Origin of the sequence: Brachybacterium sp. NBEC-018, from assembly GCF_024860185.1 — a bacterium.
Lineage (GTDB): Bacteria > Actinomycetota > Actinomycetes > Actinomycetales > Dermabacteraceae > Brachybacterium > Brachybacterium rhamnosum.
Genome location: NZ_CP100650.1, coordinates 2674557 through 2698439, shown reverse-complemented (window position 1 = coordinate 2698439; position 23883 = coordinate 2674557). Strand labels below are relative to the sequence as shown.

At 72.0% G+C, this 23883-nt stretch carries 25 protein-coding genes and 1 tRNA gene; 16 read left to right on the top strand and 10 right to left on the bottom strand.

Annotated elements, in window-relative coordinates; genetic code table 11:
• Positions 1–181 precede the first annotated feature (181 nt).
• The 3 genes from NLU66_RS12255 (at position 182) to NLU66_RS12245 (ending at position 3506) form a co-directional block, all read left to right on the top strand.
• Positions 182–904: a FadR/GntR family transcriptional regulator gene (locus NLU66_RS12255; protein ID WP_259359953.1), complete on the top strand. Its 723-nt coding sequence runs from the start codon at positions 182–184 to the stop codon at positions 902–904.
• A 123-nt stretch (positions 905–1027) separates the two neighbouring features.
• The gene (locus NLU66_RS12250) at positions 1028–2521 is read left to right on the top strand and encodes an MFS transporter (RefSeq protein ID WP_259359952.1); all 1494 of its coding nucleotides are present in this window, start codon (positions 1028–1030) and stop codon (positions 2519–2521) included.
• A gap of 40 nt (positions 2522–2561) precedes the next feature.
• Entirely contained in the window at positions 2562–3506 is a 945-nt protein-coding gene (locus NLU66_RS12245) for a dihydrodipicolinate synthase family protein (protein WP_259359951.1), read from the top strand.
• A 109-nt stretch (positions 3507–3615) separates the two neighbouring features.
• On the opposite strand, the gene NLU66_RS12240 is transcribed toward NLU66_RS12245, so the two are convergent.
• The 3 genes from NLU66_RS12240 to NLU66_RS12230 all read right to left on the bottom strand — a co-directional run bounded on the left by NLU66_RS12240 (position 3616) and on the right by NLU66_RS12230 (position 5310).
• Positions 3616–4182 carry a hypothetical protein gene (locus NLU66_RS12240; protein ID WP_259359950.1) on the bottom strand — a complete coding sequence of 189 codons (567 nt, stop codon included), beginning with the start codon at positions 4180–4182 and terminating at the stop codon, positions 3616–3618.
• A gap of 352 nt (positions 4183–4534) precedes the next feature.
• A complete protein-coding gene (locus NLU66_RS12235; protein ID WP_259359949.1) occupies positions 4535–5002 on the bottom strand; it encodes a hypothetical protein in 468 nt (155 codons plus the stop codon).
• Positions 5003–5040: 38 nt separating this feature from the next.
• Positions 5041–5310: a hypothetical protein gene (locus NLU66_RS12230; RefSeq protein ID WP_259359948.1), complete on the bottom strand. Its 270-nt coding sequence runs from the start codon at positions 5308–5310 to the stop codon at positions 5041–5043.
• A gap of 400 nt (positions 5311–5710) precedes the next feature.
• Between NLU66_RS12230 and NLU66_RS12225 the strand changes: the two genes are divergently transcribed.
• On the top strand, positions 5711–6037 hold the full coding sequence (locus tag NLU66_RS12225) for a hypothetical protein (protein ID WP_259359947.1): 327 nt from the start codon (positions 5711–5713) through the stop codon (positions 6035–6037).
• A gap of 74 nt (positions 6038–6111) precedes the next feature.
• Here NLU66_RS12225 and NLU66_RS12220 read toward each other — a convergent pair.
• A tRNA-Pro gene (locus NLU66_RS12220) sits at positions 6112–6185 on the bottom strand.
• 192 nt (positions 6186–6377) lie between these two features.
• On the opposite strand from NLU66_RS12220, the gene NLU66_RS12215 reads away from it, so the two are divergent.
• The 7 genes from NLU66_RS12215 to NLU66_RS12185 all read left to right on the top strand — a co-directional run bounded on the left by NLU66_RS12215 (position 6378) and on the right by NLU66_RS12185 (position 11664).
• Entirely contained in the window at positions 6378–7451 is a 1074-nt protein-coding gene (locus NLU66_RS12215; RefSeq protein ID WP_259359946.1) for an intradiol ring-cleavage dioxygenase, read from the top strand.
• Positions 7452–7568: 117 nt separating this feature from the next.
• Entirely contained in the window at positions 7569–8543 is a 975-nt protein-coding gene (locus tag NLU66_RS12210; protein ID WP_259359945.1) for a DUF881 domain-containing protein, read from the top strand.
• Positions 8540–8872, top strand: coding sequence for a small basic family protein (locus NLU66_RS12205; protein WP_137770831.1), 333 nt, complete (start codon positions 8540–8542; stop codon positions 8870–8872). Before NLU66_RS12210 ends, NLU66_RS12205 begins: the two co-directional genes overlap by 4 nt.
• Positions 8869–9624: a DUF881 domain-containing protein gene (locus NLU66_RS12200; protein WP_259359944.1), complete on the top strand. Its 756-nt coding sequence runs from the start codon at positions 8869–8871 to the stop codon at positions 9622–9624. Before NLU66_RS12205 ends, NLU66_RS12200 begins: the two co-directional genes overlap by 4 nt.
• Positions 9625–9761: 137 nt before the next feature.
• Positions 9762–10208 (top strand): FHA domain-containing protein, encoded by a 447-nt coding sequence (locus tag NLU66_RS12195; RefSeq protein WP_323374416.1) that lies wholly within the window; start codon positions 9762–9764, stop codon positions 10206–10208.
• A gap of 66 nt (positions 10209–10274) precedes the next feature.
• On the top strand, positions 10275–10910 hold the full coding sequence (locus tag NLU66_RS12190) for a MerR family transcriptional regulator (protein WP_259359942.1): 636 nt from the start codon (positions 10275–10277) through the stop codon (positions 10908–10910).
• A gap of 169 nt (positions 10911–11079) precedes the next feature.
• Positions 11080–11664 carry a MerR family transcriptional regulator gene (locus tag NLU66_RS12185; RefSeq protein ID WP_319641461.1) on the top strand — a complete coding sequence of 195 codons (585 nt, stop codon included), beginning with the start codon at positions 11080–11082 and terminating at the stop codon, positions 11662–11664.
• A 138-nt stretch (positions 11665–11802) separates the two neighbouring features.
• Here the strand turns inward: NLU66_RS12185 and NLU66_RS12180 are convergent, their stop codons facing one another.
• Complete coding sequence (locus NLU66_RS12180) at positions 11803–12594, bottom strand: ParA family protein (protein WP_259359941.1); 792 nt, start codon at positions 12592–12594, stop codon at positions 11803–11805.
• Between the two features lie 104 nt (positions 12595–12698).
• On the opposite strand from NLU66_RS12180, the gene NLU66_RS12175 reads away from it, so the two are divergent.
• The gene (locus NLU66_RS12175) at positions 12699–13724 is read left to right on the top strand and encodes a methyltransferase (RefSeq protein WP_259359940.1); all 1026 of its coding nucleotides are present in this window, start codon (positions 12699–12701) and stop codon (positions 13722–13724) included.
• 12 nt (positions 13725–13736) lie between these two features.
• Here the strand turns inward: NLU66_RS12175 and NLU66_RS12170 are convergent, their stop codons facing one another.
• The 3 genes from NLU66_RS12170 to NLU66_RS12160 all read right to left on the bottom strand — a co-directional run bounded on the left by NLU66_RS12170 (position 13737) and on the right by NLU66_RS12160 (position 16747).
• Positions 13737–14405 carry a TIGR03085 family metal-binding protein gene (locus tag NLU66_RS12170; protein ID WP_259359939.1) on the bottom strand — a complete coding sequence of 223 codons (669 nt, stop codon included), beginning with the start codon at positions 14403–14405 and terminating at the stop codon, positions 13737–13739.
• 109 nt (positions 14406–14514) lie between these two features.
• Complete coding sequence (locus NLU66_RS12165) at positions 14515–15516, bottom strand: sugar phosphate isomerase/epimerase family protein (RefSeq protein ID WP_259359938.1); 1002 nt, start codon at positions 15514–15516, stop codon at positions 14515–14517.
• Between the two features lie 91 nt (positions 15517–15607).
• The gene (locus NLU66_RS12160) at positions 15608–16747 is read right to left on the bottom strand and encodes a Gfo/Idh/MocA family protein (protein ID WP_259359937.1); all 1140 of its coding nucleotides are present in this window, start codon (positions 16745–16747) and stop codon (positions 15608–15610) included.
• Positions 16748–16894: 147 nt separating this feature from the next.
• Here NLU66_RS12160 and NLU66_RS12155 point away from each other — a divergent pair, with 147 nt between their 5' ends.
• Entirely contained in the window at positions 16895–17692 is a 798-nt protein-coding gene (locus tag NLU66_RS12155) for a transglutaminase-like domain-containing protein (RefSeq protein ID WP_323374415.1), read from the top strand.
• 13 nt (positions 17693–17705) lie between these two features.
• Here the strand turns inward: NLU66_RS12155 and NLU66_RS12150 are convergent, their stop codons facing one another.
• Together NLU66_RS12150 and NLU66_RS12145 are read right to left on the bottom strand one after the other, a co-directional pair.
• Positions 17706–18713: a PAC2 family protein gene (locus NLU66_RS12150; RefSeq protein WP_259359936.1), complete on the bottom strand. Its 1008-nt coding sequence runs from the start codon at positions 18711–18713 to the stop codon at positions 17706–17708.
• 83 nt (positions 18714–18796) lie between these two features.
• Positions 18797–19600 carry a TSUP family transporter gene (locus NLU66_RS12145; protein ID WP_259359935.1) on the bottom strand — a complete coding sequence of 268 codons (804 nt, stop codon included), beginning with the start codon at positions 19598–19600 and terminating at the stop codon, positions 18797–18799.
• 226 nt (positions 19601–19826) lie between these two features.
• Here NLU66_RS12145 and NLU66_RS12140 point away from each other — a divergent pair, with 226 nt between their 5' ends.
• The 3 genes from NLU66_RS12140 (at position 19827) to NLU66_RS12130 (ending at position 23883) form a co-directional block, all read left to right on the top strand.
• Positions 19827–20858, top strand: a complete 1032-nt coding sequence (locus NLU66_RS12140) for a LacI family DNA-binding transcriptional regulator (RefSeq protein WP_259359934.1) — start codon at positions 19827–19829, stop codon at positions 20856–20858.
• Positions 20859–21010: 152 nt separating this feature from the next.
• Positions 21011–22864 carry an ABC transporter substrate-binding protein gene (locus NLU66_RS12135; protein WP_259359933.1) on the top strand — a complete coding sequence of 618 codons (1854 nt, stop codon included), beginning with the start codon at positions 21011–21013 and terminating at the stop codon, positions 22862–22864.
• An 8-nt stretch (positions 22865–22872) separates the two neighbouring features.
• Positions 22873–23883: an ABC transporter permease gene (locus NLU66_RS12130; protein WP_259359932.1), complete on the top strand. Its 1011-nt coding sequence runs from the start codon at positions 22873–22875 to the stop codon at positions 23881–23883.

The window sequence follows — 23883 nt, the reverse complement described above, 5'->3', positions numbered from 1 at the left end:
TCGTCACCGTGACGTCGACCGCGGACCGCGCGGTCGACGTGATCCGAGGGTCCTCGTCCCGGCGCTGGTGACCCGGCCGCGGGGGAGCCGCGCCCGTCCTCCACGCATGCACGCCGCCGTATCATCGTCGGCGGGTCGTGCCACGGCTGAGCACGACCGTGAGCACGCCGAGGAGGAGCAGATGGATCCCGTCCGCCGGCCGAACGCCGCGACCGTCGTGGCCGATCGGATCCGCGACTACATCGTCGAGGTCGGGCTCGGCCCCGGTGACCCGCTCCCCACCGAGGCGGTGCTGTGCGACGAGCTGGGCGTCTCACGCTCGAGCGTCCGTGAGGCCCTCCGCCGGCTCGACGCCCTCGACTTCGTCGAGGTGCGGCACGGGAGCGGGAGCTTCGTCGGCGAGGTCTCCCTCAAGCCGCTCGTGGAGAGCGTCTCGTTCCGGGGTCTGATCGACCGCCGCAGCGCCGCCGAGACACTCCGGGACATCGTCGAGGTGCGCCGCGCCCTGGACCTGGGGCACGCGGAGCTCGTCGTCGACGCGCTGACGGGGACCCGTCAGGATCGTCTCCGCTCCCTCGTCACCTCGATGGTCGAGCGTGCCGGGCGCGGGGAGCACTTCCCGGACGAGGACCGGGCCTTCCACGCCGAGCTGCTGCGCGGCGCCAGCCCCAACCTGCTCGCGGAGAACCTGCTCAGCGCCTTCTGGGACATCCACACGACCCTCGTCGGCGACTTCGAGATGTCCCCGCCGAAGGACATCGCGCTCACCGCCGCGGCCCACGGCGCGATGCTCGACACGGCCGTGGCGGGTGACCTCGAGGGGTACCGGGAGGCGGTCAAGCAGCACTACGCGCCGCTGCTGCGCGCCCTCGGTGGTGCCGCCCCTGACCACGCGGTCCGATGAGGACGTCCCCGCGCTGATCTGGTGCTTCGCGAGCATCGCGACGGGCGGTGTTGTGCGGTGGCCCGGCGGTTCTTACCCTTCCTCGCGACGAAATTTGTCAGACAACCGATAGAGGAGCAGTCGATGACGACTCCCGCCCCCGCCGCCCCGGCCTCCGGCCCCTGGTTCCGTCAGCTCAGCCGCACCCAGTGGAAGGCCTTCTTCGCCTCCTGGCTCGGCTATCTCCTGGACGGCTTCGACTTCGTCATCATCTCGCTCGTGCTCACGGACGTCATGGCGGACTTCGACCTCACCACCGTCGTCGCCGCGACCCTCGTCTCCGCGGCGTTCGTCTCCCGCTGGTTCGGCGGCATGCTGCTGGGCGCCCTGGGGGACCGGTTCGGGCGCACCCACGCGATGATCACGTCGATCGTCCTGTTCTCGGTCGGTTCGCTGCTGTGTGCACTCGCCCCGGGCTACTGGATGCTGTTCCTCGCACGTCTGCTCATCGGCATGGGCATGGCCGGTGAGTACTCCTCGAGCTCGACCTACGTCATCGAGTCCTGGCCCACCCACATGCGCAACAAGGCGTCGGGCTTCCTGATCTCAGGCTTCTCCATCGGCACCGTGATCGCCGCCCAGGTCTACCGCTTCGTCGAGCCCACCTGGGGCTGGCGCGGCATGTTCGCGCTCGGGCTCGTGCCGATCGCCCTGGCGCTCTGGCTGCGCCGCACGCTCCCGGAGTCCGCGGACTTCCAGCGGCTCCAGGAGGAGCGCCGGACCGTCGGGGGAGAGCGCCGCACCCAGGACATGTTCACGACGCTCTACACCGGCCCGCGCCGCGTGCTCAACATCCTGCTCACGCTCGCCGCCTTCGCCGCGCTGCTCCTCATCTTCGCCCGCATCGTGACCGGCCCCGTCGCGATCGTCCCCCTCGCGATCCTGCTGGGAGCGATCTTCGTCTTCTTCATGGTGCAGTTCGAGGGCCGTCGCTGGCCCACGGGAGTCGCCCTCATGATCACCGTGCTCGCCGCGTTCCTGTACTCGTGGCCGATCCAGGCGCTGCTGCCCACTTACCTCGAGACCGAGCTCGGCTTCGACGCCGGCGGCGTCGCCGACGTCATCTTCTTCGCCGGCTTCGGCAGCGCCGTCGGTGCGATCGTCGCCGGGTTCACCGGTGACCGGTTCGGGACCCGCCGCGCCTACTGGATGAGCCTCGTCGTCTCCGAGCTCCTCATCTTCCCGGTGTTCCTCGTGGGCGGGGGCAACCTGCTGCTCCTCGGGGTGCTGCTGTTCGCGCAGCAGGTGTTCGGTCAGGGCATCTCCGGGCTCCTGCCCAAGTGGATCGGCGGCTACTTCTCGACGGACAAGCGCGTCGCCGGCCTCGGCTACACCTACAACATCGGCGCCCTCGGCGGCGCGATCGCGCCGGTCCTCGGCGCCTCGCTCGCCTCGACGATGCCGCTGGGGATGGCGCTGGCCGTCCTCTCGTTCGGCCTGACCGCCGTCGTCATCGTGCTGCTCTCCGTGAACGCCCCGGCCCTCGCGCAGCGTCTCGTCCATCCGGATGCGCTGCGCGAGACCGACCTGACCGACGACGTCCCCGGGGCGAGCCCCGCGGCCGAGCCCGCCTCCTGATCATCCCTCCTGCTCCCCACCGCGAAAGGCGACGACCTCCATGACCTCGGACCCCCTCCCCACCTCCTCGGCGCAGCGCCTCACCGGGGTGATCCCCCCGATCATCACCCCGCTGAACCACGATCGCTCGTTCGACGTGGAGGGTCTGCGCTCGGTTGTCACCCGTCTCGTGGACGCGGGCGTCGACGGGCTCTTCGCGCTCGGCTCGACCGGCGAGGTCGCCTTCCACACCTCGGCCGTCCGTGAGCAGGTCATCCGCGAGATCGTCGACACGGTCGACGGGCGCGTCCCCGTCCTCGTCGGTGCGGTCGCCCCGCAGACGGCCGCCGTGCTCGAGAACATCGAGCAGGCGGCCCGTCTCGGAGCGGACGGCGTCGTGGCCACCGCACCCTACTACGCGATCACCGCCCTGCCCGAGATCGAGCGCCACTTCCGCATCCTCGGCGACCGCTCGCCGCTGCCGGTGTACGCCTACGACATCCCGGTGTGCGTGCACACCAAGCTCGACCCGGCGATGCTCGTGCGCCTCGGGGCCGACGGGGTGATCGCCGGCGTCAAGGACTCCTCCGGGGACGACATCTCCTTCCGGCGGCTCGTCCGCATGAACCGCGAGGCGGGGTCACCGCTCTCCCTGCTCACCGGCCACGAGTTCGTCGTCGATGGCGCGTACCTCTCCGGTGCGGACGGTTCGGTGCCGGGCCTCGCGAACGTCGACCCCGCGGGCTACGTCGCCCTCGACAGGGCCGCCCGCGCCGAGGAGTGGGAGACCGCACGCAGCGTCCAGGACCGGCTCGCCGCCCTCATGGAGATCGCGCTCGTCGCGCGGGGGCAGAACGGCTGGGGCGCAGGCGTCGGGGCGTTCAAGACGGCGCTGCAGCTCCTCGGGGTGATCGGCAGCAACCAGGTGCCCGAGCCGTTCGAGGCGCTCGACGCCGCGGACACCGCGGCGGTCCGCAGGATCCTCGAGGCGCACGGCCCGCGGTGACGCGCCCCTGGGCCCGCGGAGCGCCGTGCACTGTGGTCGTCCTCCGGCAGCCGAGAGGGACGGCGCAGGCCCGTCAGTGCGAGGGCCTGCGCCGTGGAAGGACGGGGACTCAGCCTTGACCACCGTCGGACGGAGTCGACGGTGAATTCTCTGCAGGGACACCGCGCTCCCCAGAATTCGCGGGGCGGGGGCTGCAGGGGGCCGGAACGCATTCACACGGCGGCAGGCTGTCGACACGGAATGTGGTGACGATGTTCTGCGTGGACCCGCTGAGATCCCGCACCTCGAACGTCGCCGTCGCGATGCCATTGGCGATGTTCCCGCTGGTGCTCGACCGGAAGGACATCTCGATGCTGTCCTTCCCGGGCAGCGGGTACCAGCGGGTGGGCAGGCCTCCGCTGAACACGACGGTGGAGCCGGAGTCCGGGGTCACCGAGAGCTGGATCGCTCGCACCTCCGCATCCGCCGACCCCTTGTTGTCGATCGTGAAGGCGAGGTAGTAGCGCTTGGAGCCCTGGGTCTCCTTGCAGCTGGAATCTGTGTTCAGAGCAGGTTCGATGGTCGGGGAGATCGCGATCGCCGGGGCGGCGCCGATGCTCATCGCGACGGTGGGGGCGGCCCAGGCGACACCTCTCATGAGGGAGCGGCGGCTGGTGGGATGCGTGGACGTGGTCATCTTCTCTCCTTCGACACCTGGGCCTCCGCCAGGCATCACGACGAGGGCGTCATCGGTCCCGTGATGGCGTTCGCGCCGACTGATCGCCCGCTGTTGTGATTCGGACAACACGGGACAATAGAGGTGGAAAAGAAGTCGAATGAGACGTTGCAAACTTTTCTCGTGAGCAACCACCGACCTGCACCGAGCAGGACATGAGGAGATGACTCAGCCGGTCCGACCGCACGGTCGGTATAAGATCAGAAGGGGAAGGGAAAGTGGCTATCGATCCGAAAGTGTCCGGTGGGCCTGCATGGCAGGTTGTCGTCTCAAAGGGCACCGTCGAGCCATGGCCCGGCAGGTGGCAGTGCGATCAATTCGGCGGGTCGGACTGACCGGGCGGGACCCGCTCGCCGCCGATCTCGTCGGCGATCGTCCTCGTGATCGCCTCGATGTCGTCATCCGGGGCGTCCCAGACGACGACCACCCAGGCGCTGCCGACGACCATGTCGAACCGCGAGTACTGGGCGCGGAGAGCCGCGACGAGCTGCTCGCCGTCGTCGGCGTCCGTGGCCACGTACGGGACCACGTCGTAGGCCAGGCCCTCCTCCGGGCCGTAGCACTCGCCCGTGAGCCGGTTCAGCGACGGCGCGCTGGGGGCGAGCTCACCGGCGGCGAACTCCTCGACATCCTGCGTCCCCTCGGGCGCGCAGGTCACGTGCGCGCTGATCACCTCGTACAGCTCGCGGGCATCCGCGAAGGTCGGCGAGGCGGCGCATCCCGACATCGTCGTCACGGCGAGCGTCGCCGAGACCAGTGCTGCGGGACCCCGGGTGCGCATCGATCGGTGATCGGCGGGAGGTGCCGGTCGGCGCGGTGTCAGCGCCGGCGGCGACGGTGGACGACAGGCGCGGCCGCGGGATCCTCGCGGCGCATCGCCGAGCGCACCAAGGTGACCAGGGCGCCGGCCACGCCGACCACGATGGCGACGAACAGGGCGAACGAGAGTCCGAGCGGAGTGACCGCGACGAGGCCGAGCACGATGAGCCCGGCCAGCACCTCGATGCCGACGTTCCGGTGACGATCCACTGCTGCCCTTCCTGCTGCGAGCGACACATCGATCGGTGAGAGCTGCACGCCCTGCGCCATGGCAGAACCACAGGGCGTGCAGCGGAACACCCATTCCCGGAGGAGGATGCTAGGCAGGTCGTCGTCGGGCGTCACCGGGTACGACCGGTCGGTACGGCACGGACGCGTTCGACGGCTGCGGGACTCCACGGCGGTGCACCCCCGGCGAGGCGGCGTGACGGGGCCGTGTGCAGGGGTCGCGCGCATCCTGTGGAGGACCGGCCCGCGCCATGAGCCCCGACGGCGATCGCTCCTAAGGTGCTGGCAGGCCCACAGGGGGTCGACGGCCCGGAGCGAGCGCAACGCCCGGCCCGCCATGGGAATTAGGGGGCATCGCATGGTGGCGGACTCGACTCGATGGGGGAGCGGCCGAGGCCGGCGGCGCATCGCCCTCGGCGCGACGGCTGTCGTGCTCACGCTGGTGACGATCGCCCTGGGCGCGCGCTCCTATCTGTTCTCGACCATCGCGGTCGAGGACCTGGTCGCGCACCAGCCGGGCCTCGGTCGGGCCACGGACGTCACCGACACCTACTGTGCGAACGAGATCGGATGCGTCGAGGCGTGGGAGACGCGCCTGGGGACCTACATGAGGTTCGGCTCGAGGGCCGAGGCCACGCACTGGGCGACGATCTTCGGAGCGGAGGGCGCGCAGTGGGAGGAGTTCGTCCTCGACACGAGGGGGCGGGACTTCGGCGACGAGGACCGGATGACCGCGGTGCAGATCCTGCTCCTCTACGACGGGGTCTGAGCGCCGGGAGAGGGTTCGCAGGGTATGAAGAAAGCCGCCGACCAGTGGATTCACTGGCCGGCGGCTTCTCTCGGTCGGGCTGACAGGATTTGAACCTGCGACCCCTTGACCCCCAGTCAAGTGCGCTACCAAGCTGCGCCACAGCCCGAGAGGGTGAGCCCCGAAGGACCGAGAGCAACGATACCCCGCCCGGGGCCGTGCTCGCGAATCGAGAGGCACGTGACCTGCGGCACCCTCGTGGGGGCCGTCGCACAGCAGGGGCACAGGAACGCCGAAGCCGCGGCATAAACGGCCTCCGTAGCGTCGCTGTCATCATCACCGAGACGAAGGACGTGACCGCATGACCGACCAGGACCCCCGCCTCCAGCGCGACACCGACGGCAGCCTCCACTACGAGGGACGCCGGCTCGCCCACCAGGACGAGCCGCTCGCGGACCAGGGGCTCGGCTTCGACATCGCCACGATGGTCACCCGTCGCCGGGCCCTCGGCGCCCTGGGCGCGGGCGCCGCGGTCGCCGGTCTCGCCGCGTGCAGCACCTCGAGCGCCTCGGACTCCGACTCGACCGCCTCCGACGGCGGCTCCGATTCCTCGACCACCTCCGACGGCGAGATCCCCGAGGAGACGAACGGCCCCTACCCGGCGGACGGCACCAACGGCGTCAACGTCCTCACCGAGTCCGGGATCGTCCGCTCCGACATCACCGCGAGCTTCGGCGACTCCACGACCGCCGTCTCCGGCGTCCCCATGACGCTCACCCTCACGATCACGAACATGGAGGAGGACAACGCCCCCTACGCCGGGGTCGCGGTCTACGTCTGGCACTGCACGGCCGACGGCCTCTACTCCCTGTACTCCGAGGGGCTCGAGAACGAGAATTTCCTGCGGGGCGTTCAGGTCGCCGACGAGAACGGCCAGGTCACCTTCACCAGCATCATCCCCGGCTGCTACGCCGGCCGCTGGCCGCACATCCACTTCGAGGTCTACCCGGACGAGGCCTCCATCACGAGCACCGACAACCTGCTCGCGACCTCCCAGGTCGCGATCCCGCAGGACGTGGCGGAGACCGTCTACGCGGAGGACGGCTACGACGGCTCCACCGAGAACCTCGCGAACATCACCCTCGACTCCGACAACGTGTTCGGGGACGACGGCGGCGAGCTGCAGCTCGCGACCGTCGACGGCGACGTCGCCTCCGGCTTCACGGTGACGCTCCCGGTCGCGATCGACCCGTCCACCGAGCCGGGCGTGAGCGGCGGCGACATGGGCGGGACCCCGCCCTCCGGCGGCGGTCCGTCCGACGGGGGCGGCGGCATGGGCGGCACCCCGCCCGAGGGCGGAACCCCGCCGTCCGGGGCCTCCGACGGCGGCGGCGAGAGCAGCCTCGTGGGCAACAACCTCGTCGGCTCCCGCTGATCCTCCGGGGCCCGCCCACCACGGGCGGGCCCCGTCCCGCACCCGCCCGGTGCGCCTCCCGGCGCGCCGCGCGGTCACGCATCCGCCGCTCCCTCACCTCCCGATATCGTGGCGGCCATGCCGGAGCCGTCCCGCGAGACACCCCACGGCGAGACCCCGTACTCGCCGATGTCGCTGCTGCGCGCCCTCACCTCGAGCCCGCTCGACGTCGACGAGCTGCGCGGCACCGAGGAGGACTCCGAGACGGACTCCCACCCGGACACCCCCGCGAGCCGCGTCGTCACCCTCGTCATCGCGATCCTGCTGGGGCTCGCGGTCGCCGTCGCCGTGACGAACCTCCGCGCGGACGCCGTCTCCGAGGACTCCCCGCGCGCCGCGCTCGAGCAGGAGGTGCAGGACTCCCGCGAGCGCGCCGTCGGCCTCGAGCAGCGCCAGGAGGACCTCCAGTCGGAGATCAGCGCGCTCCAGGAGGACGTGCTGCAGTCCTCCGACTCCGCCGCGGCCGCCCGCCTGTCCACCTACGAGACCGCGACGGCCTCGACCGCGCTCAGCGGATCGGGGGTCGTGCTGCAGGTCGAGGACTCCGCCCCGCTCCCCGCCTCGCCCGGCGTCGCCGAGGGCACCGTGAACCGCGCGACCGACGAGGACCTCCAGATCGCCGTCAACGGGCTCTGGGCCGCGGGCGCCGAGGCGATCGCCGTCAACGGCCAGCGGATCTCCGCCTCGAGCGCCATCCGCACCGCGGGATCGGCCGTGCTCGTGGACCTCCGCCCGCTCTCGCCGCCCTATCGCATCGTCGCGCTCGGCGACGGCGCCGCGATCGAGCAGGCCGTCCAGGGTGAGGCGACGGGGGAGTACCTCTCCGAGATCTCCTCGCGGTTCGGGATCGTCCTGTCGTGGGAGACCTCCGAGGACCTCTCCGTGCCGGCCCGCGCCCCCGCGGCCCTGCGCGAGGCCTCCGCGACGCCGCCGGACGGGGCCGGCGACTCCGCGGGCGGCACGGACACCGCGGGCTCGGGCGCGACCGATGCCGACACCCCGCCCACCGACACCGACGCCGATCACGGCGCCACCGACAAGGAGACCCCATGATCGCGATCCTCGGCCTGCTGATCGGCATCGCCGTGGGCCTCTTCCTCCAGCCGGACGTCCCGGCCGTGCTGCAGCCCTATCTCCCGATCGCCGTGGTCGCCGCGCTCGACACCCTCGCGGGCGGCCTGCGCGCCGTCCTCGACGGGGTCTTCAACGCCCACGTCTTCATCACCTCCTTCCTCTTCAACGTCCTGATCGCGGCGCTGCTCGTGTTCCTCGGCGACCAGCTCGGCGTGGGCGCGCAGCTCTCCACCGCCGTGATCGTGGTGCTGGGCATCCGGATCTTCTCCAACGCGGCCGCGATCCGTCGCCGCCTCTTCCGGTCATGAGCGACGGCTCCCGGATCCCCGAGTCCCGCCAGGAGCAGCGGGAGGTGCTGCGGCGCCTGCGCGAGACGCTGCGCCCCCATGCGAGCGCACAGCAGGTCATCGTCGGCGTGCTCTGCTTCCTGCTCGGCATCACGATCGTGGTGCAGGTGCGCGCGCAGGACGAGGACGCCCTGCAGGGCGCGACCCAGGAGGACCTCGTGCGCCTGCTCGACGAGTCCGACCGCCACGTGAGCGAGCTCGAGCAGGAGAACGAGGACCTCGACGGCTCGCTCGCGACCCTGCAGGCCGGCCACGAGGACGACGTCGCCGCGCAGAACGCCGCGCAGGAGCGGCTCGAGGACCTCGAGATCGTCGCCGGGACCTCGCCCGCCTACGGCCGCGGGATCTCCGCGCGGGTCACGGAGAGCACCGGGACCGTCCGGGCGCGCACCGTCCTCGGCGTCGTGCAGGAGCTGCGCAACGCCGGCGCCGAGGTGATCCAGGTGGGCGACGTCCGGGTCGTCGCCTCGACGTCGTTCACGACCGCGGAGGACGGCTCGCTGCTCGTGGACGGGACGCGCGTGCCCGCCCCCTTCGACGTCCTCGCGATCGGTGACCCGACCGTCATGGAGCCGGCGCTGAGCATCCCCGGCGGTGCGGTCGACTCGGTCGCGGCGGACGGCGGGAGCCTCGAGGTGAGCTCCGAGGAGCAGGTCGCGATCGAGGCGCTCGCGACCGTCCGCGAGCCCGAGTACTCGCGGGTGGTCAAGTGAAGGTCAAATCCTGACAGGACCTGGGGCCGATGGTCCCCAGCGGGCTCTCGGCGGGCTCTCGACGTGCGAGGATGTGTCCGCCGTATCCTGTCGGACCAGAAGACAGGACGCGCCGCAGGTCCGGGAAGGGGTGCACGGTGTCCACGACGAACCACCAGTGGAACGACGACAATCTCGATCACACGTCGAAGCTGAGCGCGATCTCGCCCAGCGACCCGGTCGAGGAGGCCGAGCCCGGCCTCACCGCCCAGGACCGCCGGGCGATCGAGAACCTGCCGCGCGGCAGCGCGCTGCTCATCGTGCGCAAGGGTCCGAACCTCGGCGCCCGCTTCCTGCTGGACGCCGACACCACGGTCGCCGGCCGCCACCCCGGCTGCGAGATCTTCCTCGACGACGTCACCGTCTCCCGCCGCCACGCCGCCTTCGTGCGGGACGGGGACTCCTTCCTCGTGCGTGACCTCGGGTCGCTCAACGGCACCTACCTCGGCAAGGAGCGGGTCGACGAGGCCGTCCTCCAGGCCGGGCAGGACGTCCAGATCGGCAAGTACCGCCTCACCTTCCATCCCTTCGTCGGGACGGACTGAGGCATGCCGGCCTCCGCATCGCGCAGGCCGGGGAGCTCGCCGTCCGCGCGGATGAGCATCGGGCAGGTGCTCGAGCTGCTCCGGGACGAGTTCCCCGATCTCGCGCACTCCAAGCTCCATTACCTCGAGGCGGAGGGGCTCATCACCCCCGAGCGCACGGCGGCCGGGTACCGCAAGTACTCCCGCTCCGACGTGGATCGGCTCCGCTTCGTGCTGCGCGCGCAGCGGGACCGGTTCTGGCCGCTCAAGGTCATCAAGGAGCACCTCCTCGAGCACGGGGTCGAGGGCGACGGGGAGATCACCTCGATCGCCTCCCGGCCCGGTCCCTCGGCGACGATGCACGCCGTGCGGCTGGACCGCAGCGGCCTCTGCTCCCGCGCCGCGGTGGACGACGCCTTCCTCGTCGAGCTCGAGCAGTACGGGATGCTCCCCGAGGGGCAGATCTTCTACGGGGCCACGGAGCTCGAGATCACGACCGCCGCCCGCGACCTCGCGGCGGAGGGTCTGCACCCGCGGCACCTCGTCATGCTGCGCACCTCCGCCGAGCGGGAGGCGCACATGATCCGCTCGGTCGCCTCGCCGCGCTCGCGGCCCGCGGATCCCGCCTCGCGGGGTGAGGCGGAGGACTACGCGCGGGATCTCGGCGAGTCCATGATCACCCTGCACAGCTCCCTCCTCCGATCACGGCTGCGGGGCAGCTGACCAGGGGATCCACAGGACCCGGAGCCCCGAGGAGGGGCACTCGCGGGCCACGACCGTGACCGGTCCGTGACCCGATCGCGGCGCGTTGCTTCCGGCGCGCCGTCCCTTCGCGCTACGCTGAGCCGGTGCTCCCATCTTCCCCGTCGGGAGCCGGAACCCGGAGGCAGCTGTGAACGCCACTCGCGGCGATGATCGACAGGCGCAGTCCACTGTGCCCGCGGAACCCCAGCAGGGAGTGCTCTTCGACGAGGTCGTCGACACTCCCGGAGAGCTCGGGTACCGCGGTCCTGCCGCGTGCAAGGCCGCAGGCATCACCTACCGCCAGCTGGACTACTGGGCCCGCACCGGCCTGGTCGAGCCCGGCGTGCGCGCCGCCTCGGGCTCCGGCAGCCAGCGCCTCTACGGCTTCCGCGACATCCTCGTGCTGAAGGTCGTCAAGCGCCTCCTCGACACGGGCGTCTCCCTGCAGCAGATCCGGGTCGCCGTCGGCGCCCTGCGCGAGCGCGGGATCGACGACCTCGCCGAGATCACCCTCATGAGCGACGGCGCCTCCGTCTACGAGTGCACCTCCGCGCAGGACGTGTTCGACCTCGTCCAGGGCGGCCAGGGCGTCTTCGGCATCGCCGTGGGCCGCGTCTGGCGCGAGGTCGAGAGCGAGCTCTCGGTGCTGCCCGGGGTCAACCCGGCCGACGACGCCGAGCTGGCCCTGCACGACGAGCTCGCCGCCCGTCGCCGCAACCGCGCCGCCGGCTGAGACCAGGCGCACCGCCGCCGGCCTCGGCCGGCATCCGCAGACCGCACACGAACGGCGGGCCCCCGGGGGAGGGGGCCCGCCGTTCAGTGTTCGGGACCGGCGTGCCCGGCGCGCGGAGGCGCCGGGCGGCGGCGGGGCTCAGGAGTGCTGTCGCGAGTCGAGCACGCGACGCAGCAGCGCGTCGAAGTCCTCGGTGAGGCGCTTGCCGGAGGCGCCCTCGTAGCGGTGCAGCGGCACGGCACCGCCCTGCGCCTGCTGCAGACCCACGCGCTCCTCGATGACCGGCTCGAGCACGAGCTCGCCGAAGAGGTCGCGCAGCTCCGCGAGGCGGTACTGGTGCTCGACCGAGCGCGGCCGGTAGCGGTTCACGGCGAGGCCCAGCGGCATCAGCCGGGGAGCGATGCCGTCCTCCCGCATCTCCGTGGCGAGCTTGAGCGCACGATCCGCGGCGGTGACCGCGAAGAAGCCGGGCTCGGAGACCACGAGCGCGCGGTCCGAGGCGGCGAGGGCCGTCTGCGTGAGGCCGTTGAGGGACGGCGGGCAGTCCACGAGGACGAGGTCGTACTGGTGGGTGCGCTTGTCCAGCGCCTCCCGCAGGCGGCGGACGTCCTTCGCGGCGGGGGCGGGGGAGTCCAGGAGCGCGGAGCGCCCCGTGCCCGGGATCAGGTCGAGATGCGAGGACTCGCCCTGCGACCATGGCACGGGCACGATGGAGCGGTCCACCGTCTCCGTGCGCGGGGAGGAGAGGACCTCCGCGATGTCGAGACCCGTCGCGGGCTCGCCCAGCAGCCCGAGGGTCGAGTCGCCCTGCGGGTCCAGGTCGATCACCAGGGTGTTGATCCCCTGGTGGAGAGCGGCCGAGGCCAGCCCGAGGGTCACGGACGTCTTGCCGACGCCGCCCTTCAGCGAACACACACTCACGATGAACACCCGGGCAGTCTACCGATCCGCGGGCCGGGGCCCGGTAGCCTTCCCGAGGGCCGCACCACAGACCGCAGATCAGGCGGCCGTCGGACCCCGCAGGACGGAGCAGGATGTCGCAGATCACGCATGAGCTCGTGCTCGAGGTGCTCGAGGGCTGCGCACCCTCCGCCCTCGCCGAGGCGCGGCGGCTGGGTCCCGCGGCGGTGCTCACCCCCACCGAGCTCACGCTGCGCACCGCGGACCTCGACGGCGTGCGCGCCCTGCGCCGCGTGGTCGCGGCCTCGACGACGCTCACCGCCCCGGTGCGCCGTCCCCGCGAGCTGCTCGAGACCTCGCTCCAGCAGCGCCTCGCGTCCCTGCTCGAGGACGTGGCCCGCCAGCGCCCGCGACAGGTGTTCCACGGCCTCCGGCTCGAGGCGGCAGGAGCGGGCTCGACCGACATGCGCCGGCTCGCAGAGGCCCTCGCCGACGCCGCCGGACTCCCCGTGGACGACGCCGACGGGGACCTCGTGGCCCGGGTGCGGCGCACCCCGAGCGGCGAGGCCGGCTGGCAGGTGCTCCTGCGCACCACGCCCCGGCCGCTCGCGACGCGCGCCTGGCGCACCGTGAACTACCCCGGCGCCGTCAACGGGACGATCGCGGCGACCGTGCTCGACCTCCTCGACGTGCGGGCCGAGGATTCCCTCCTGGACATGACCTGCGGCTCCGGCACCTTCCTCATCGAGCAGCTGCACGAGACCGCCCCCGCGCGGGCCGTGGGCGTCGACCTCGACCCCGCCGCGATCGCCGCGGCCACCGCCCACCAGCGCGCGGCACGGCGCCGCGGCCGGGTCGAGTGGATCACGGGGGACGTGCGGGAGGCGCCGATCGAGGGCGGCTTCACCCGGATCCTCACCAACCCGCCCTGGGGCACGCTGCACGGGGAGCACGAGAGCAACGAGCAGCTGCTCGCCGACCTCCTGGACCGGGCGGCGGGACTCGCGGCGCCCGGGGCGCGGCTCGGGGTGCTCACCCACGAGATCCGGCGCATGCACGCCGTCCTCGAGCGGCCCGGCACCGCCTGGGCGCTGCAGGACGAGCACCGCTTCTTCCAGAAAGGGCACCACCCGCGGCTGTTCCTGCTCACGCCACGCTGAGGGGCGCGCGGGTCAGATGCCGCGGCGACCCTCGCGGAGCGCTGCGAGCCCGGCCTCGTCCCCCTGGATCTGGACGCGGGCGACCTCGTCGCGTCCCGTCACCCACAGGAGCAGGTCGAGCACCTCACCGTGCACGCGCAGGCTGCCTTCCGCGCGGCGCGGCCCCACCTGCTTGCCGCCGCGCGGTGAGACCAGCGTGACCCGGGCGTCGACACGCAGGGAGAGCCGCGCGAAGGCGCCGATGCCGCGCCAGGCCGCACGCTCGACCTCGGGGGTGATCCGGCGCGGGCGCCAGCCGTCCTGCGCGCGGCGCAGGTCCTCGTGGTGGATGAGCAGCTCGAGGTCGCCGGTGAGCGCATCGGCGCGGCCGGCGGGGGAGAGGCGCCCGGGGCCCTCGCGCAGGAGCGCGACCTTCTGCTCCCAGGGGAGGTCGAGCGCCGCCTCCCTGCGCTGCGTGAGCGCCGTCCCTGCGGGGCCCGGGAGCGCGCCGCCGAGCTGCAGCGTCCAGAAGCGCTCGCGCAGCAGGAGGTGGTCGAGCAGCTCGCGCGCGCCCCATCCCGGCAGGATCGTGGGCGCGGCCGGGCCCAGCCGCGCGAAGGCGTCGGCGATCTGGGCGCGCTCGGACCGGGGATCCGGGCCGGCGTCGCCGTCGGCGGGGCGGGGGTCGCTGGAGGGCGTCATGCCTGCATCCTAGGAGCGGGTCGCCGGGACGGTCACGGGGAGCGCACAGGGTGCGCGGGCGCGCACGGCGCCGGGGCGGCCGGCCGTGGCAGGCCGCCCCGGCGGGCCGTCAGGCCGGCGAGCTGAAGGCCGCGTCGAAGGAGGTCTCCGAGGCCGGGTAGTCGAAGCGGCGCAGCACCTCGATGGCCTCCGCGGCGCCGTGCAGGCGGTCCATGCCCGCGTCCTCCCACTCGATGGAGATCGGCCCCTCGTAGCCGATCGAGCGCAGGGCGCGGAAGGCCGCGTCCCACGGCACGTCCCCGCGGCCGAAGGAGACGAAGTCCCAGCCGCGGCGCGGATCTCCCCAGGGCAGATGCGAGCTCAGGCGCGTGTTGCGCCCCGTGATGCGCACCCGGATGTCCTTGCAGTCCACGTGGTAGATGCGGTCCGCGAAGTCCGTGATGAAGGAGACCGGGTCGATCTCCTGCCACAGGAAGTGCGAGGGGTCCCAGTTCAGCCCGAAGGACTCCCGGTGCCCGATCGCCTCGAGGGTGCGCTGCGTGGTCCAGTAGTCGTAGGCGATCTCCGAGGGGTGGACCTCGTGGGCGAAGCGCACCCCGCACTCCTCGAAGACGTCGAGGATCGGGTTCCAGCGGTCCGCGAAGTCCTGGTAGCCCTGGTCGATGACGTCCTGCGGGACCGGCGGGAACATCGCCACGTACTTCCAGATGCTCGAGCCCGTGAACCCGACGACCGTGTCCACCCCGAGCTTCTGCGCGAGCCGGGCGGTGTTCTTCATGTCCTCCGCGGCCCGCTGCCGGACGCCCTCGGGGTCGCCGTCGCCCCAGACGGCGGGGCCGACGATCGCCTCGTGCCGGAAGTCGATCGGGTCGTCGCAGATCGCCTGGCCCTTGAGGTGGTTGGAGATCGTCCAGACCTTCAGCCCGTGCTTCTCGAGGATCCCGAGCCGCTCGGCGACGTACTCCTCGTCGTCCCAGCGGCTCGCGTCCAGGTGCTCGCCGGCGACGGCGATCTCGAGGCCGTCGTAGCCCCAGCCGGCCGCGAGCTCCGCGACCTCGTCGAGGGTGAGATCGGCCCACTGGCCGGTGAAGAGGGTGTGGGGGTGCGCCATGGTGCAGTGCTCCTTCGCAGGGTGGTCGATGGCGGGGCAGGGGTGGGACGGGGCGGGCGAGGGGGCCCGCCCGGGGAGCCGGGCTCCCGGGTCAGAGGGTGACGGTGCGGCCGCCGTCGGCGTCGGAGGCGATGACCGCGTCCAGCACGCGCTGGAGGGCGAGGCCGTCGGCGAAGTCGGGGGCGTAGGCCTCGCCGCCGGCGATCGCGGCGAGCAGGTCGTGGGCCTGGTTCGTGAAGGCGTTCTCCCAGCCCAGGATGTGGCCCTGCGGCCACCAGCCCTCGAGATAGGGGTGCTCGGGCTCGGTCACGAGGATCCGGGAGAATCCCTGCTCGGTCACGGGCACCGTGGTGTCCAGGAACCACAGCTCGTCGAGGGACTCGAGGTCGAAGCGCAGCGCCCCACGAGTCCCGTACAGCTCGAGGGTGAGCGCGTTCTTGCGGCCCGTGGCCATGCGGCTCGCCTCGACGGAGGCGATGGCCCCGCCGTCGAGCTCGAGGGTCGCCCAGGCCGCGTCGTCGACCGTGACCTGCTCCGGCCCGTCCGCGCCGGGCCGCTCGGGGACCATCGTCGCGAGGCGGCCGCGCACGGCGGTCACGCGCTGCCCGGTGAGGAACTGGATCTGGTCGATCGCATGGGAGCCGATGTCGCCCAGGGCGCCCGAGCCCGCGGTCTCCGCGCGCAGGCGCCAGCTCATCGGCGCCTGCTCGTCGACGAGCCAGTCCTGCAGGTAGGAGGCGCGCACCTGGCGGATCTCGCCGAGGTGCCCCTGTGCCACGAGGTCGCGGGCGTGGGCGAGGGCCGGGACACGCCGGTAGGTGTGGCCGAGCGCCGCGACCTGCCCGCGGGCGCGGGCGGCCTCCGCGGCGGCGACCATGCGCTCGGCGGAGGCGGTGTCGTTGGCGAGCGGCTTCTCGCACAGCACGTGCTTGCCCGCCTCGAGCGCGGCGATCGCGATCTCGGCGTGCAGGTGGCCGGGGGTGCAGACGTCGACGACGTCCACGTCCTCCCGCTCGAGCACGGCGCGCCAGTCCGTCGCGCGCTCCTCCCAGCCCAGTCGCGCGGCCGCCTCGCCGACGGCCGCCTCGTCCCGGCCCACGAGGACCTTGCGCGCCACGGGCGGGCCGTCGAAGGCGGCGCCGACGGTGCGCCAGGCCTGGGAGTGGGCTCGGCCCATGAAGGCGTAGCCGACGAGGGCGACGCCGAGGGGACGATCGGCGGGGAGGGGCATGGAGCTGCTCCTTGCGGGGGTCGAGGGGGCGGCGCGACAGGTCGTCGCGGCGGGGCCTCCACACTATGCCGCGGATCACTCCGGACCAAGGGCGGCCCGGGCCCCGGCGCGGTCCATGGCGCGGAGGCCGTGCCGCACACTGGGACGGTGGAGCGGAACGTGCGGGCATGGATGAGGGCCGAGGTCGTCGAGGGGACCGAGGTGGCGCTGCTGGTCGCCGTCTCCCGGGCGCCGATCGCCGAGGAGGAGCTCACGGTGACCGTGGGCGGCGTCCCGGCGGGCGTCGTCGAGAGCCGCGACCCGGCCGGGAACCGGCTGCACGTGCTGGGTCCGCTGCCCGCGGGGACGCTCGAGATCACCTACGCGGCGACGGGGGTGGGGCCGGCTCCCGTGCAGGAGCCCGAGCCCGTCGACGCGGTGGTGCACCTGCGGCCGTCCCGCTACTGCGAGGTGGACGAGTTCGGGCGCATCGCCCCGGAGGTGGTGGGGGAGCGGACCGGCCTCGACGCCGCCCGCGCCGTCGTGGACTGGGTCCACGGCCACCTCGACTACGTGCCCGGCTCCAGCACGATCTCCGACTCCGCGCGCAGCACCTACGTGTCCCGCCAGGGGGTGTGCCGCGACTACGCCCATCTCACCGCGACGCTGCTGCGGGCGAGCGGGATCCCGGCGCGCTGCACGTCCGTCTACGCGCCGGGACTCTCGCCGATGGACTTCCACCTCGTGGTCGAGGCGCTCGTCGAGGGCTCGTGGCGCGTGCTCGACGCGACGCACCTCGCGCCGCGCGCCTCGATGGTGGCGATCGCGAGCGGCCAGGACGCCGCGGAGACCGCCTTCATGACGACGCTCACCGGGGACGTGCAGCTCACCGCGATGCAGGTCTCCGCGGTCGTGGACCCGAAGCTCCCCGTCGAGCGCTGGGACGAGCCGGTCGTCCTGCGCTGACGGGCCCTCGGGGTCAGGCGGGGGACTGCCCCTCGCCGTCCTCGGGAGCGTGGTGATCCTCGGTGCCGGGGTGCCCCTCGGCGCCGGGGCGCTCCTGGCGGCCGTCGGGGGCGTCGGCGCCGTCGGCCGCGTCGGTCGGAGCGCTGTCGTCGAGCCCCGCGAGGTACTGCTCGACCTCCGCGGCGATGTCCTCCGCCGAGGGGACCTCCGCGGTGACGCCGGCGGTGATCATGCGGTCGTAGCGCTGCTCGAGGCCGTGCACCATCTCCTGGAGCTGCTCCTGCTCCTCGACCTGGGAGGCGATCGCCTCGCGCACGGGGATCGCCTGGGACTCGAGCGCTCCGACCGGCAGCTCCGGACCCTGCTCCTCGCGCACCGCGCGCAGCAGCGCGATCGCGGCATCGGGGTACGTCGCGTCGTGGAGGTACTGCGGCACGTGCGCGACCAGGCCCACCACGTCGTGACCGGACTCCGCGAGGCGCAGCGTCAGCAGTGCCGTGAACGGCGCGCGCAGGCGGAAGGTGCCCGGCATCGTGCGCCGCACGGAGATCGAGTCCGGCGTGCCGGCGAAACGGGTCACCGGGAGCTCGCGGGTATGGGGGACCGGCGCGGGGAAGCCCTGCAGCAGGAGCGTGCGTTCGATGCCGAGCTGATCGACCACGATCCGCAGCGCGCTCGCGACGCGCTCCCACTGGAAGGACGGCTCGGGCCCGGTGAGCAGGAAGAAGGGCTCGCCGTCGGGGTCGATGACCTCGTGCAGAAGGATCTCCGGGCGCTCGTAGTCCGCGAAGTGGTCGAGCTCGAGGGTCACCTCCGGGCGGCGCCCCGCGTAGTCGTGCACCTGGTCCATGTCCAGGCGGCCCACGACCCGGCTCGAGAGCGAGTTCAGGAGGTGGTCGTCGACGAGGTCCTGCACGGAGCCGGCGTCGGAGAACGCCCCGAGCGTCACGAGCAGCGTGCGCCCGCGCAGGGACCGGGAGTCGACATGGCTCTCGTAGCTGAACAGGGTCGTGGCATCCATGATGACCTCCTCGAGGACAGGTGAAGACGTCTCCTGCAACGAGACCTCACGGCGGCGTATTCCCCCTGTGACGCCCTCGGTGCTCAGGTGAGCAGGGCCACGGTGTCCGCTCCGAGACGGATCGCGAGCGCGCCGGTCACGACGAGGAACACGATCCGCACGAAGCGGGACCCGAAGCGCAGCGCGAGCCGCGCGCCGAGGTAGCCGCCCGTGAGGTTCGCGACCGCGAGCACGGCCCCCAGCAGCCACCACACCTGACCCTGCAGCCCGAAGACGAGCAGGGCGCCGATGTTCGTGGTGAGGTTCGCGATCTTCGCGTGCACGCTCGCCTCGAGGAACCCGTAGCCGAGCCACGCGACCATCGCGATGATGAAGAACGACCCGGTGCCGGGTCCCAGCACCCCGTCGTACAGACCCACGCCGCCGCCGATCGCCCCGGCCCGCAGCACGTGCCCGCGCCCCTCGTGCCGCGGGCGGTGCACGAGCCCCATCGTCGGGCGCAGGAGGGTGTAGGCGCCCACCGCGAGGATCGCGACGAGCACGATCGGCGTCATCCAGGCCCGGGGGATGAACGAGGCGAGACCGGCGCCCGCGGCGCTCCCGGCGAGCGCGCACACCACGAGCGGCAGCACGGTCGCGAGCACCGGCGTCACCCGGCGCACATAGGTGAGCGCCGAGGTCGCCGTGCCCGCCGCGCTCGCGATCTTGTTCGTGCCGAGCACCGTCGCGGTCGAGGTGTCCGCCGGGAGACCGGTCAGCAGCGCCGGCAGCTGGACGAGGCCGCCGCCGCCCACGACCGCGTCCACCCAGCCCGCGATGAAGGCCGCCGCGATCAGCAGGACGAGGGTCAGGGTGCCGAGGTCGGCGAGCTGGTCGAGGAGGGGCACCCGTGCACAGTAAGGGATCGTCGGCAGGGGAGCGGCCATGATCCAGGTACCGCTGTTCCCTGGCAGGAGCGGCGCCCACCTGGTGCGATGATCGCCAGGCCCGGCGTGCGTCGAGCTCCGCGGTGCCGGGAGCGGCGGGGAACACCGCGCGCCGAGCGCCCCGGTCGCCTACCGTGAGCCCACCATCGCCACGGAGACCCATCACGCCTCGGAGAGGAGCGCCATCGTGCCCAGCCCCACGCTCGCCGACGTCGCCCGCGAGGCCGGCGTGTCCAAGGGGACCGCCTCGAAGGCGCTCAACGGCGTCACCGGGGTCTCCGCGGGGACCCGCGAGCGGGTGGCGGCGGCCGCCGCGGCGCTGGGATGGACGCCCTCCTATGCGGCGCGGGCGCTGTCGCGGGCGTCGACCGGGGTGTTCGGCCTCGCCCTCGCCCGCAGCTCGGAGACCGTGGGCACGGAGAGCTTCTTCATGGCCATGGTCGCGGGGCTCGAGGAGGAGCTCGCGCTCACGGACCGCGCCCTGCTGATCCAGCTCGTGCCGGATGTCGAGGCGGAGTCGGAGCTGCTCGCGCGCTGGGCGGCGGAGCGGCGGGTGGACGGGGTGGTCCTGCTCGACGCCCGCTTCGAGGACCCCCGGGCCGCGGTGATCGAGCACACCGGTCTCGCCGCGGCGGCGATGGCGAGCTCCCCGCTCTCGCCGATGATCTCGCGCCTCGCGGTCGACGAGGACGAACGGATGGACCTCGTGCTGGACCGGCTGATGACGGCGGTGGACGACCTGCCCGCCGGGGCCGGCCGGCACCTGCTGTACCTCGGCGGGCTGCCCCAGTTCCAGCACGTGATGGCACGGGAGAGACGGTTCCGCGAGCGCTGCGGCGCGGCAGGTGTGGGCGCCTCGGTGCTGCACTCGGACTACCAGCAGCACGACGTGTCCCGGTGGACGCGGGAGGTGCTCGCGCTGCACCGTGAGGCGGGGAGCCACGGGGTCCGTGGGGTGGTCGTCGACAACGACCTGCTCGCCGCGCAGCTGCTGGTGGAGCTCGGGAGGGACGGGGTGCGGGTTCCGGAGGACCTCGCGATCGTGGCGCTCGAGGACTCGATCCTCTGCACGGTGACGAGTCCGGCGATCACGGCGCTGCACCGCGACACGCGGGAGGCGGGCCGGCTGCTCGCGCGGCTGCTGGTGCGCCACATCGAGGAGGGAACGCTCACGGAGGACATCGGCCCCGGTGGGATGGTGGTGCGGGGGAGCGGGTGACCGAGCGGTCACCGAAACCGGTTGCGATCGTGACCGGTTCGTGACCCGTGTCACGGGCGTTTATTCGTCGCCAAGGCCTATTTTCTCTGCAACGGATCAAGGTCGATCCGCGGCTCCAACGGCGGAGCCCACCCAGAGAGGCAGTGGCCACCATGACCCATCGCGGCACGCTCGGCAGTTCCCCTTCTCCTTCCCGTCTCCTCCCGCAGCTGCCCTCCACGCGGCGCGGATTCCTCGCGGTCACCGGCGCCGTGGGCGGCGCGGCCGCCCTCGCGGCCTGCGGCGGCGCGACCGGAGGCGGCGCCGGCGGCGGCTCCGACGACGGCGGCGACCTCCAGGGCGTCGGCAACAACGGCCAGGCCGGCAGCGGCCGCAAGGGCGATGCGGCGGACCAGCTCTACATCGCCGGCTTCCAGTGGAGCCCGCCCACCAACTTCAACACCTTCGCCGGCGCCCCCGCCTGGCCCGCCTCGAGCAATGTCGCCCAGTACGTCTACGAGACCCTGCTGCGCTTCGACATCGTCACCGGCGAGCTGCTCCCTGGCCTCGCGAAGGAGTACAAGGCCGAGGGCACCGACTCCGTCACCCTCACCCTCCAGGACGGCATCACCTGGAGCGACGGCACCGAGTTCACCGCGGATGACGTCCTCTACACGTTCGAGCTCGGCAAGATCGACCCGAGCCTCGGAATCGCCTCCTTCTGGATCGAGGCGGACGAGATCACCGCGGACGGCTCCACGATCAACATCGCGATCAACAAGGACCGCAAGAACGTGGGCAGCGTCCTCACCCAGCTCGCCCAGCAGTTCATCGTCCCCAAGGCCGTGTTCGAGAAGGCCGCCGAGGAGACCGGCAACAAGCTCGCCACCTGGGAGACCACCGAGCTGCTCGGCACCGGCCCGTTCACCCTCGAGCTCGCCGACCAGACCCAGATCATCCTCGCCCGCAACGACAACTACTGGGGCAAGGACTTCTACGGCGGTCTCCCGCCGATGACGAAGATCATCCACCCGATCTTCAAGTCCAACGAGGACGGCAACCTCAAGTTCCAGAACGGCGAGCTCGACGTCATGCAGCAGTTCGTCCCGCAGCTGTGGAAGATGTGGGAGGGCGGCAAGCCCGTGGGCACCTACCTCCAGGACAAGCCCTACTTCACGCCCGGCTCGATGCCGATGCTGCTCATCAACACCACCAAGCCCGGGCTCGACGACCCCGCCGTGCGCAAGGCCCTCGCGCACGCCGTGGACTACGGCTCGATCGCCGAGACCGCCATGTCCGGCTACTCCGCGGAGGTCCAGGCCTCGCTCGTCATCCCCGGCGGCGCGGAGGACGCCTTCCTTGACGCCGAGAAGGCGAAGGCGGACGGCTGGAGCTTCGACGCGGCGAAGGCCGAGCAGCTGCTCCAGGACGCCGGCTACGCGAAGGGCTCCGACGGCTTCTACGCCAAGGACGGCGTGAAGCTCGGCCCCTGGAAGCTCATCACCCCGCAGGGCTGGACCGACTGGAACGCGGCGCTCGAGATCGTCGCGAAGAACCTCCAGGCGGTCGGTGTGGACGCGGCGACGAACTTCCCGCAGCAGGCCCAGGTCACGACCTCCATCCAGAACGGCGACTTCGACCTCGCCTGCTGGTACGTGGCCGGCACGAACCCCTCCACGCCGTGGCAGCGCTTCAGCGACGTCATGAGCAACGTCGACATGGTCGAGCTCGGCCAGACCGCCTACCGCAACTACGGTCGCTGGGAGAACGGCGAGGTCAACGACCTGCTGCAGGCCGCGGCCGCCGCGGCCGACGACACCGCCAAGAAGGAGGCCATCGGCGCGCTCGACGACCTGTACCGCAAGGAGGTCCCGGCCTTCCCGCTCATGTACCGGCCGGACGAGTTCTTCGAGTTCAACGCCACCAACTGGTCGAACTTCCCGACCGAGGAGAACGACTACGCGCCGCCGATGTTCCGCGGCGCCGGCAACGGCTGGATCTTCAAGCTAAAGAAGATCGGCGGCTGAGGGCACCCGTGAACCTCGGCCGTTACATCCTGCAGAAGACGGGGTGGTACCTGGTCGCGCTGGTGGCAGCAGTGGGTCTGAACTTCCTGCTGCCCCGGCTCGTCCCGGGCAACCCCGTGGACGTCATCGTCTCGAACCTGACCCGCGGCGGCTCCATCACCGGCGAGCAGCAGCAGCAGATCTACGAGACCTACGTGGCGGAGTTCGGGCTCGACAAGCCGCTCTGGGAGCAGTTCTTCACGTACCTCGGGAAGGTGTTCACGGGCGACCTCGGCACCTCCTTCGCGAACTACCCCGCCTCCGTCAACGACCTCGTCGGCCAGGCCCTTCCCTGGTCCGTCGCGGTCCAGCTGCCCGCGATCCTCATCGGCTGGGTGCTCGGCAACCTCGTCGGCGCGATCGCGGCGTTCCGCGGCGGGAACTGGGACCGGAGCGTGTTCACCAGCTCGCTGTTCCTCTCCTCCATGCCGTACTACTGCCTCTCGATCCTGCTGCTGTACGTGCTCGCCGTGGTCGCCGGGGTGTTCCCGGTGGGCGGCGCGTACTCGCTGGGCCTCACCCCGGAGCTGAGCGCGGAGTTCCTCTGGGACGCCGTGAGCTACTACTGGCTGCCGTTCCTGTCCCTCGTGATCGTCTTCATCGGCGGTCAGGCCGTGGGCATGCGCTCGATGGCGATCTACGAGCTGGGCGGCGACTACGTGAACTACGCCCGGGCCATGGGCATCCGCGACAACACGATCACGAAGTACATCTTCCGCAACGCGATGCTCCCGCAGATCACGGGGCTCGCGCTGTCGATCGGCACCCTCGTGGGCGGCGCGCTCATCACCGAGCTCGTCTTCAACTACCCCGGGGTGGGCACGCTGCTGTTCAACGCGATCTCGCAGAACGACTACCCGGTGATCCAGGCCATCACGCTGATCATCACGGTGGCGGTGCTGCTGGCCAACTTCGCCGTGGAGATCGTCTACGGCTTCGTCGACCCGCGGATCCGCGCGGCCAAGTCCGGGGAGAAGTGA

Bases quoted from the DNA above. Each gene is read 5' to 3' on its own strand.
- NLU66_RS12205 (WP_137770831.1), top strand. From the start codon at position 8,540: ATGATCGCGATCCTCGGCCTGCTGATCGGCATCGCCGTGGGCCTCTTC.
- NLU66_RS12165 (WP_259359938.1), bottom strand. From the start codon at position 15,516: ATGGCGCACCCCCACACCCTCTTCACCGGCCAGTGGGCCGATCTCACC.
- NLU66_RS12255 (WP_259359953.1), top strand. From the start codon at position 182: ATGGATCCCGTCCGCCGGCCGAACGCCGCGACCGTCGTGGCCGATCGG.
- NLU66_RS12235 (WP_259359949.1), bottom strand. From the start codon at position 5,002: ATGCGCACCCGGGGTCCCGCAGCACTGGTCTCGGCGACGCTCGCCGTG.
- NLU66_RS12160 (WP_259359937.1), bottom strand. From the start codon at position 16,747: ATGCCCCTCCCCGCCGATCGTCCCCTCGGCGTCGCCCTCGTCGGCTAC.
- NLU66_RS12200 (WP_259359944.1), top strand. From the start codon at position 8,869: ATGAGCGACGGCTCCCGGATCCCCGAGTCCCGCCAGGAGCAGCGGGAG.
- NLU66_RS12170 (WP_259359939.1), bottom strand. From the start codon at position 14,405: ATGACGCCCTCCAGCGACCCCCGCCCCGCCGACGGCGACGCCGGCCCG.
- NLU66_RS12245 (WP_259359951.1), top strand. From the start codon at position 2,562: ATGACCTCGGACCCCCTCCCCACCTCCTCGGCGCAGCGCCTCACCGGG.
- NLU66_RS12250 (WP_259359952.1), top strand. From the start codon at position 1,028: ATGACGACTCCCGCCCCCGCCGCCCCGGCCTCCGGCCCCTGGTTCCGT.
- NLU66_RS12135 (WP_259359933.1), top strand. From the start codon at position 21,011: ATGACCCATCGCGGCACGCTCGGCAGTTCCCCTTCTCCTTCCCGTCTC.
- NLU66_RS12150 (WP_259359936.1), bottom strand. From the start codon at position 18,713: ATGGATGCCACGACCCTGTTCAGCTACGAGAGCCATGTCGACTCCCGG.
- NLU66_RS12215 (WP_259359946.1), top strand. From the start codon at position 6,378: ATGACCGACCAGGACCCCCGCCTCCAGCGCGACACCGACGGCAGCCTC.
- NLU66_RS12240 (WP_259359950.1), bottom strand. From the start codon at position 4,182: ATGACCACGTCCACGCATCCCACCAGCCGCCGCTCCCTCATGAGAGGT.
- NLU66_RS12230 (WP_259359948.1), bottom strand. From the start codon at position 5,310: ATGGCGCAGGGCGTGCAGCTCTCACCGATCGATGTGTCGCTCGCAGCA.
- NLU66_RS12175 (WP_259359940.1), top strand. From the start codon at position 12,699: ATGTCGCAGATCACGCATGAGCTCGTGCTCGAGGTGCTCGAGGGCTGC.
- NLU66_RS12210 (WP_259359945.1), top strand. From the start codon at position 7,569: ATGCCGGAGCCGTCCCGCGAGACACCCCACGGCGAGACCCCGTACTCG.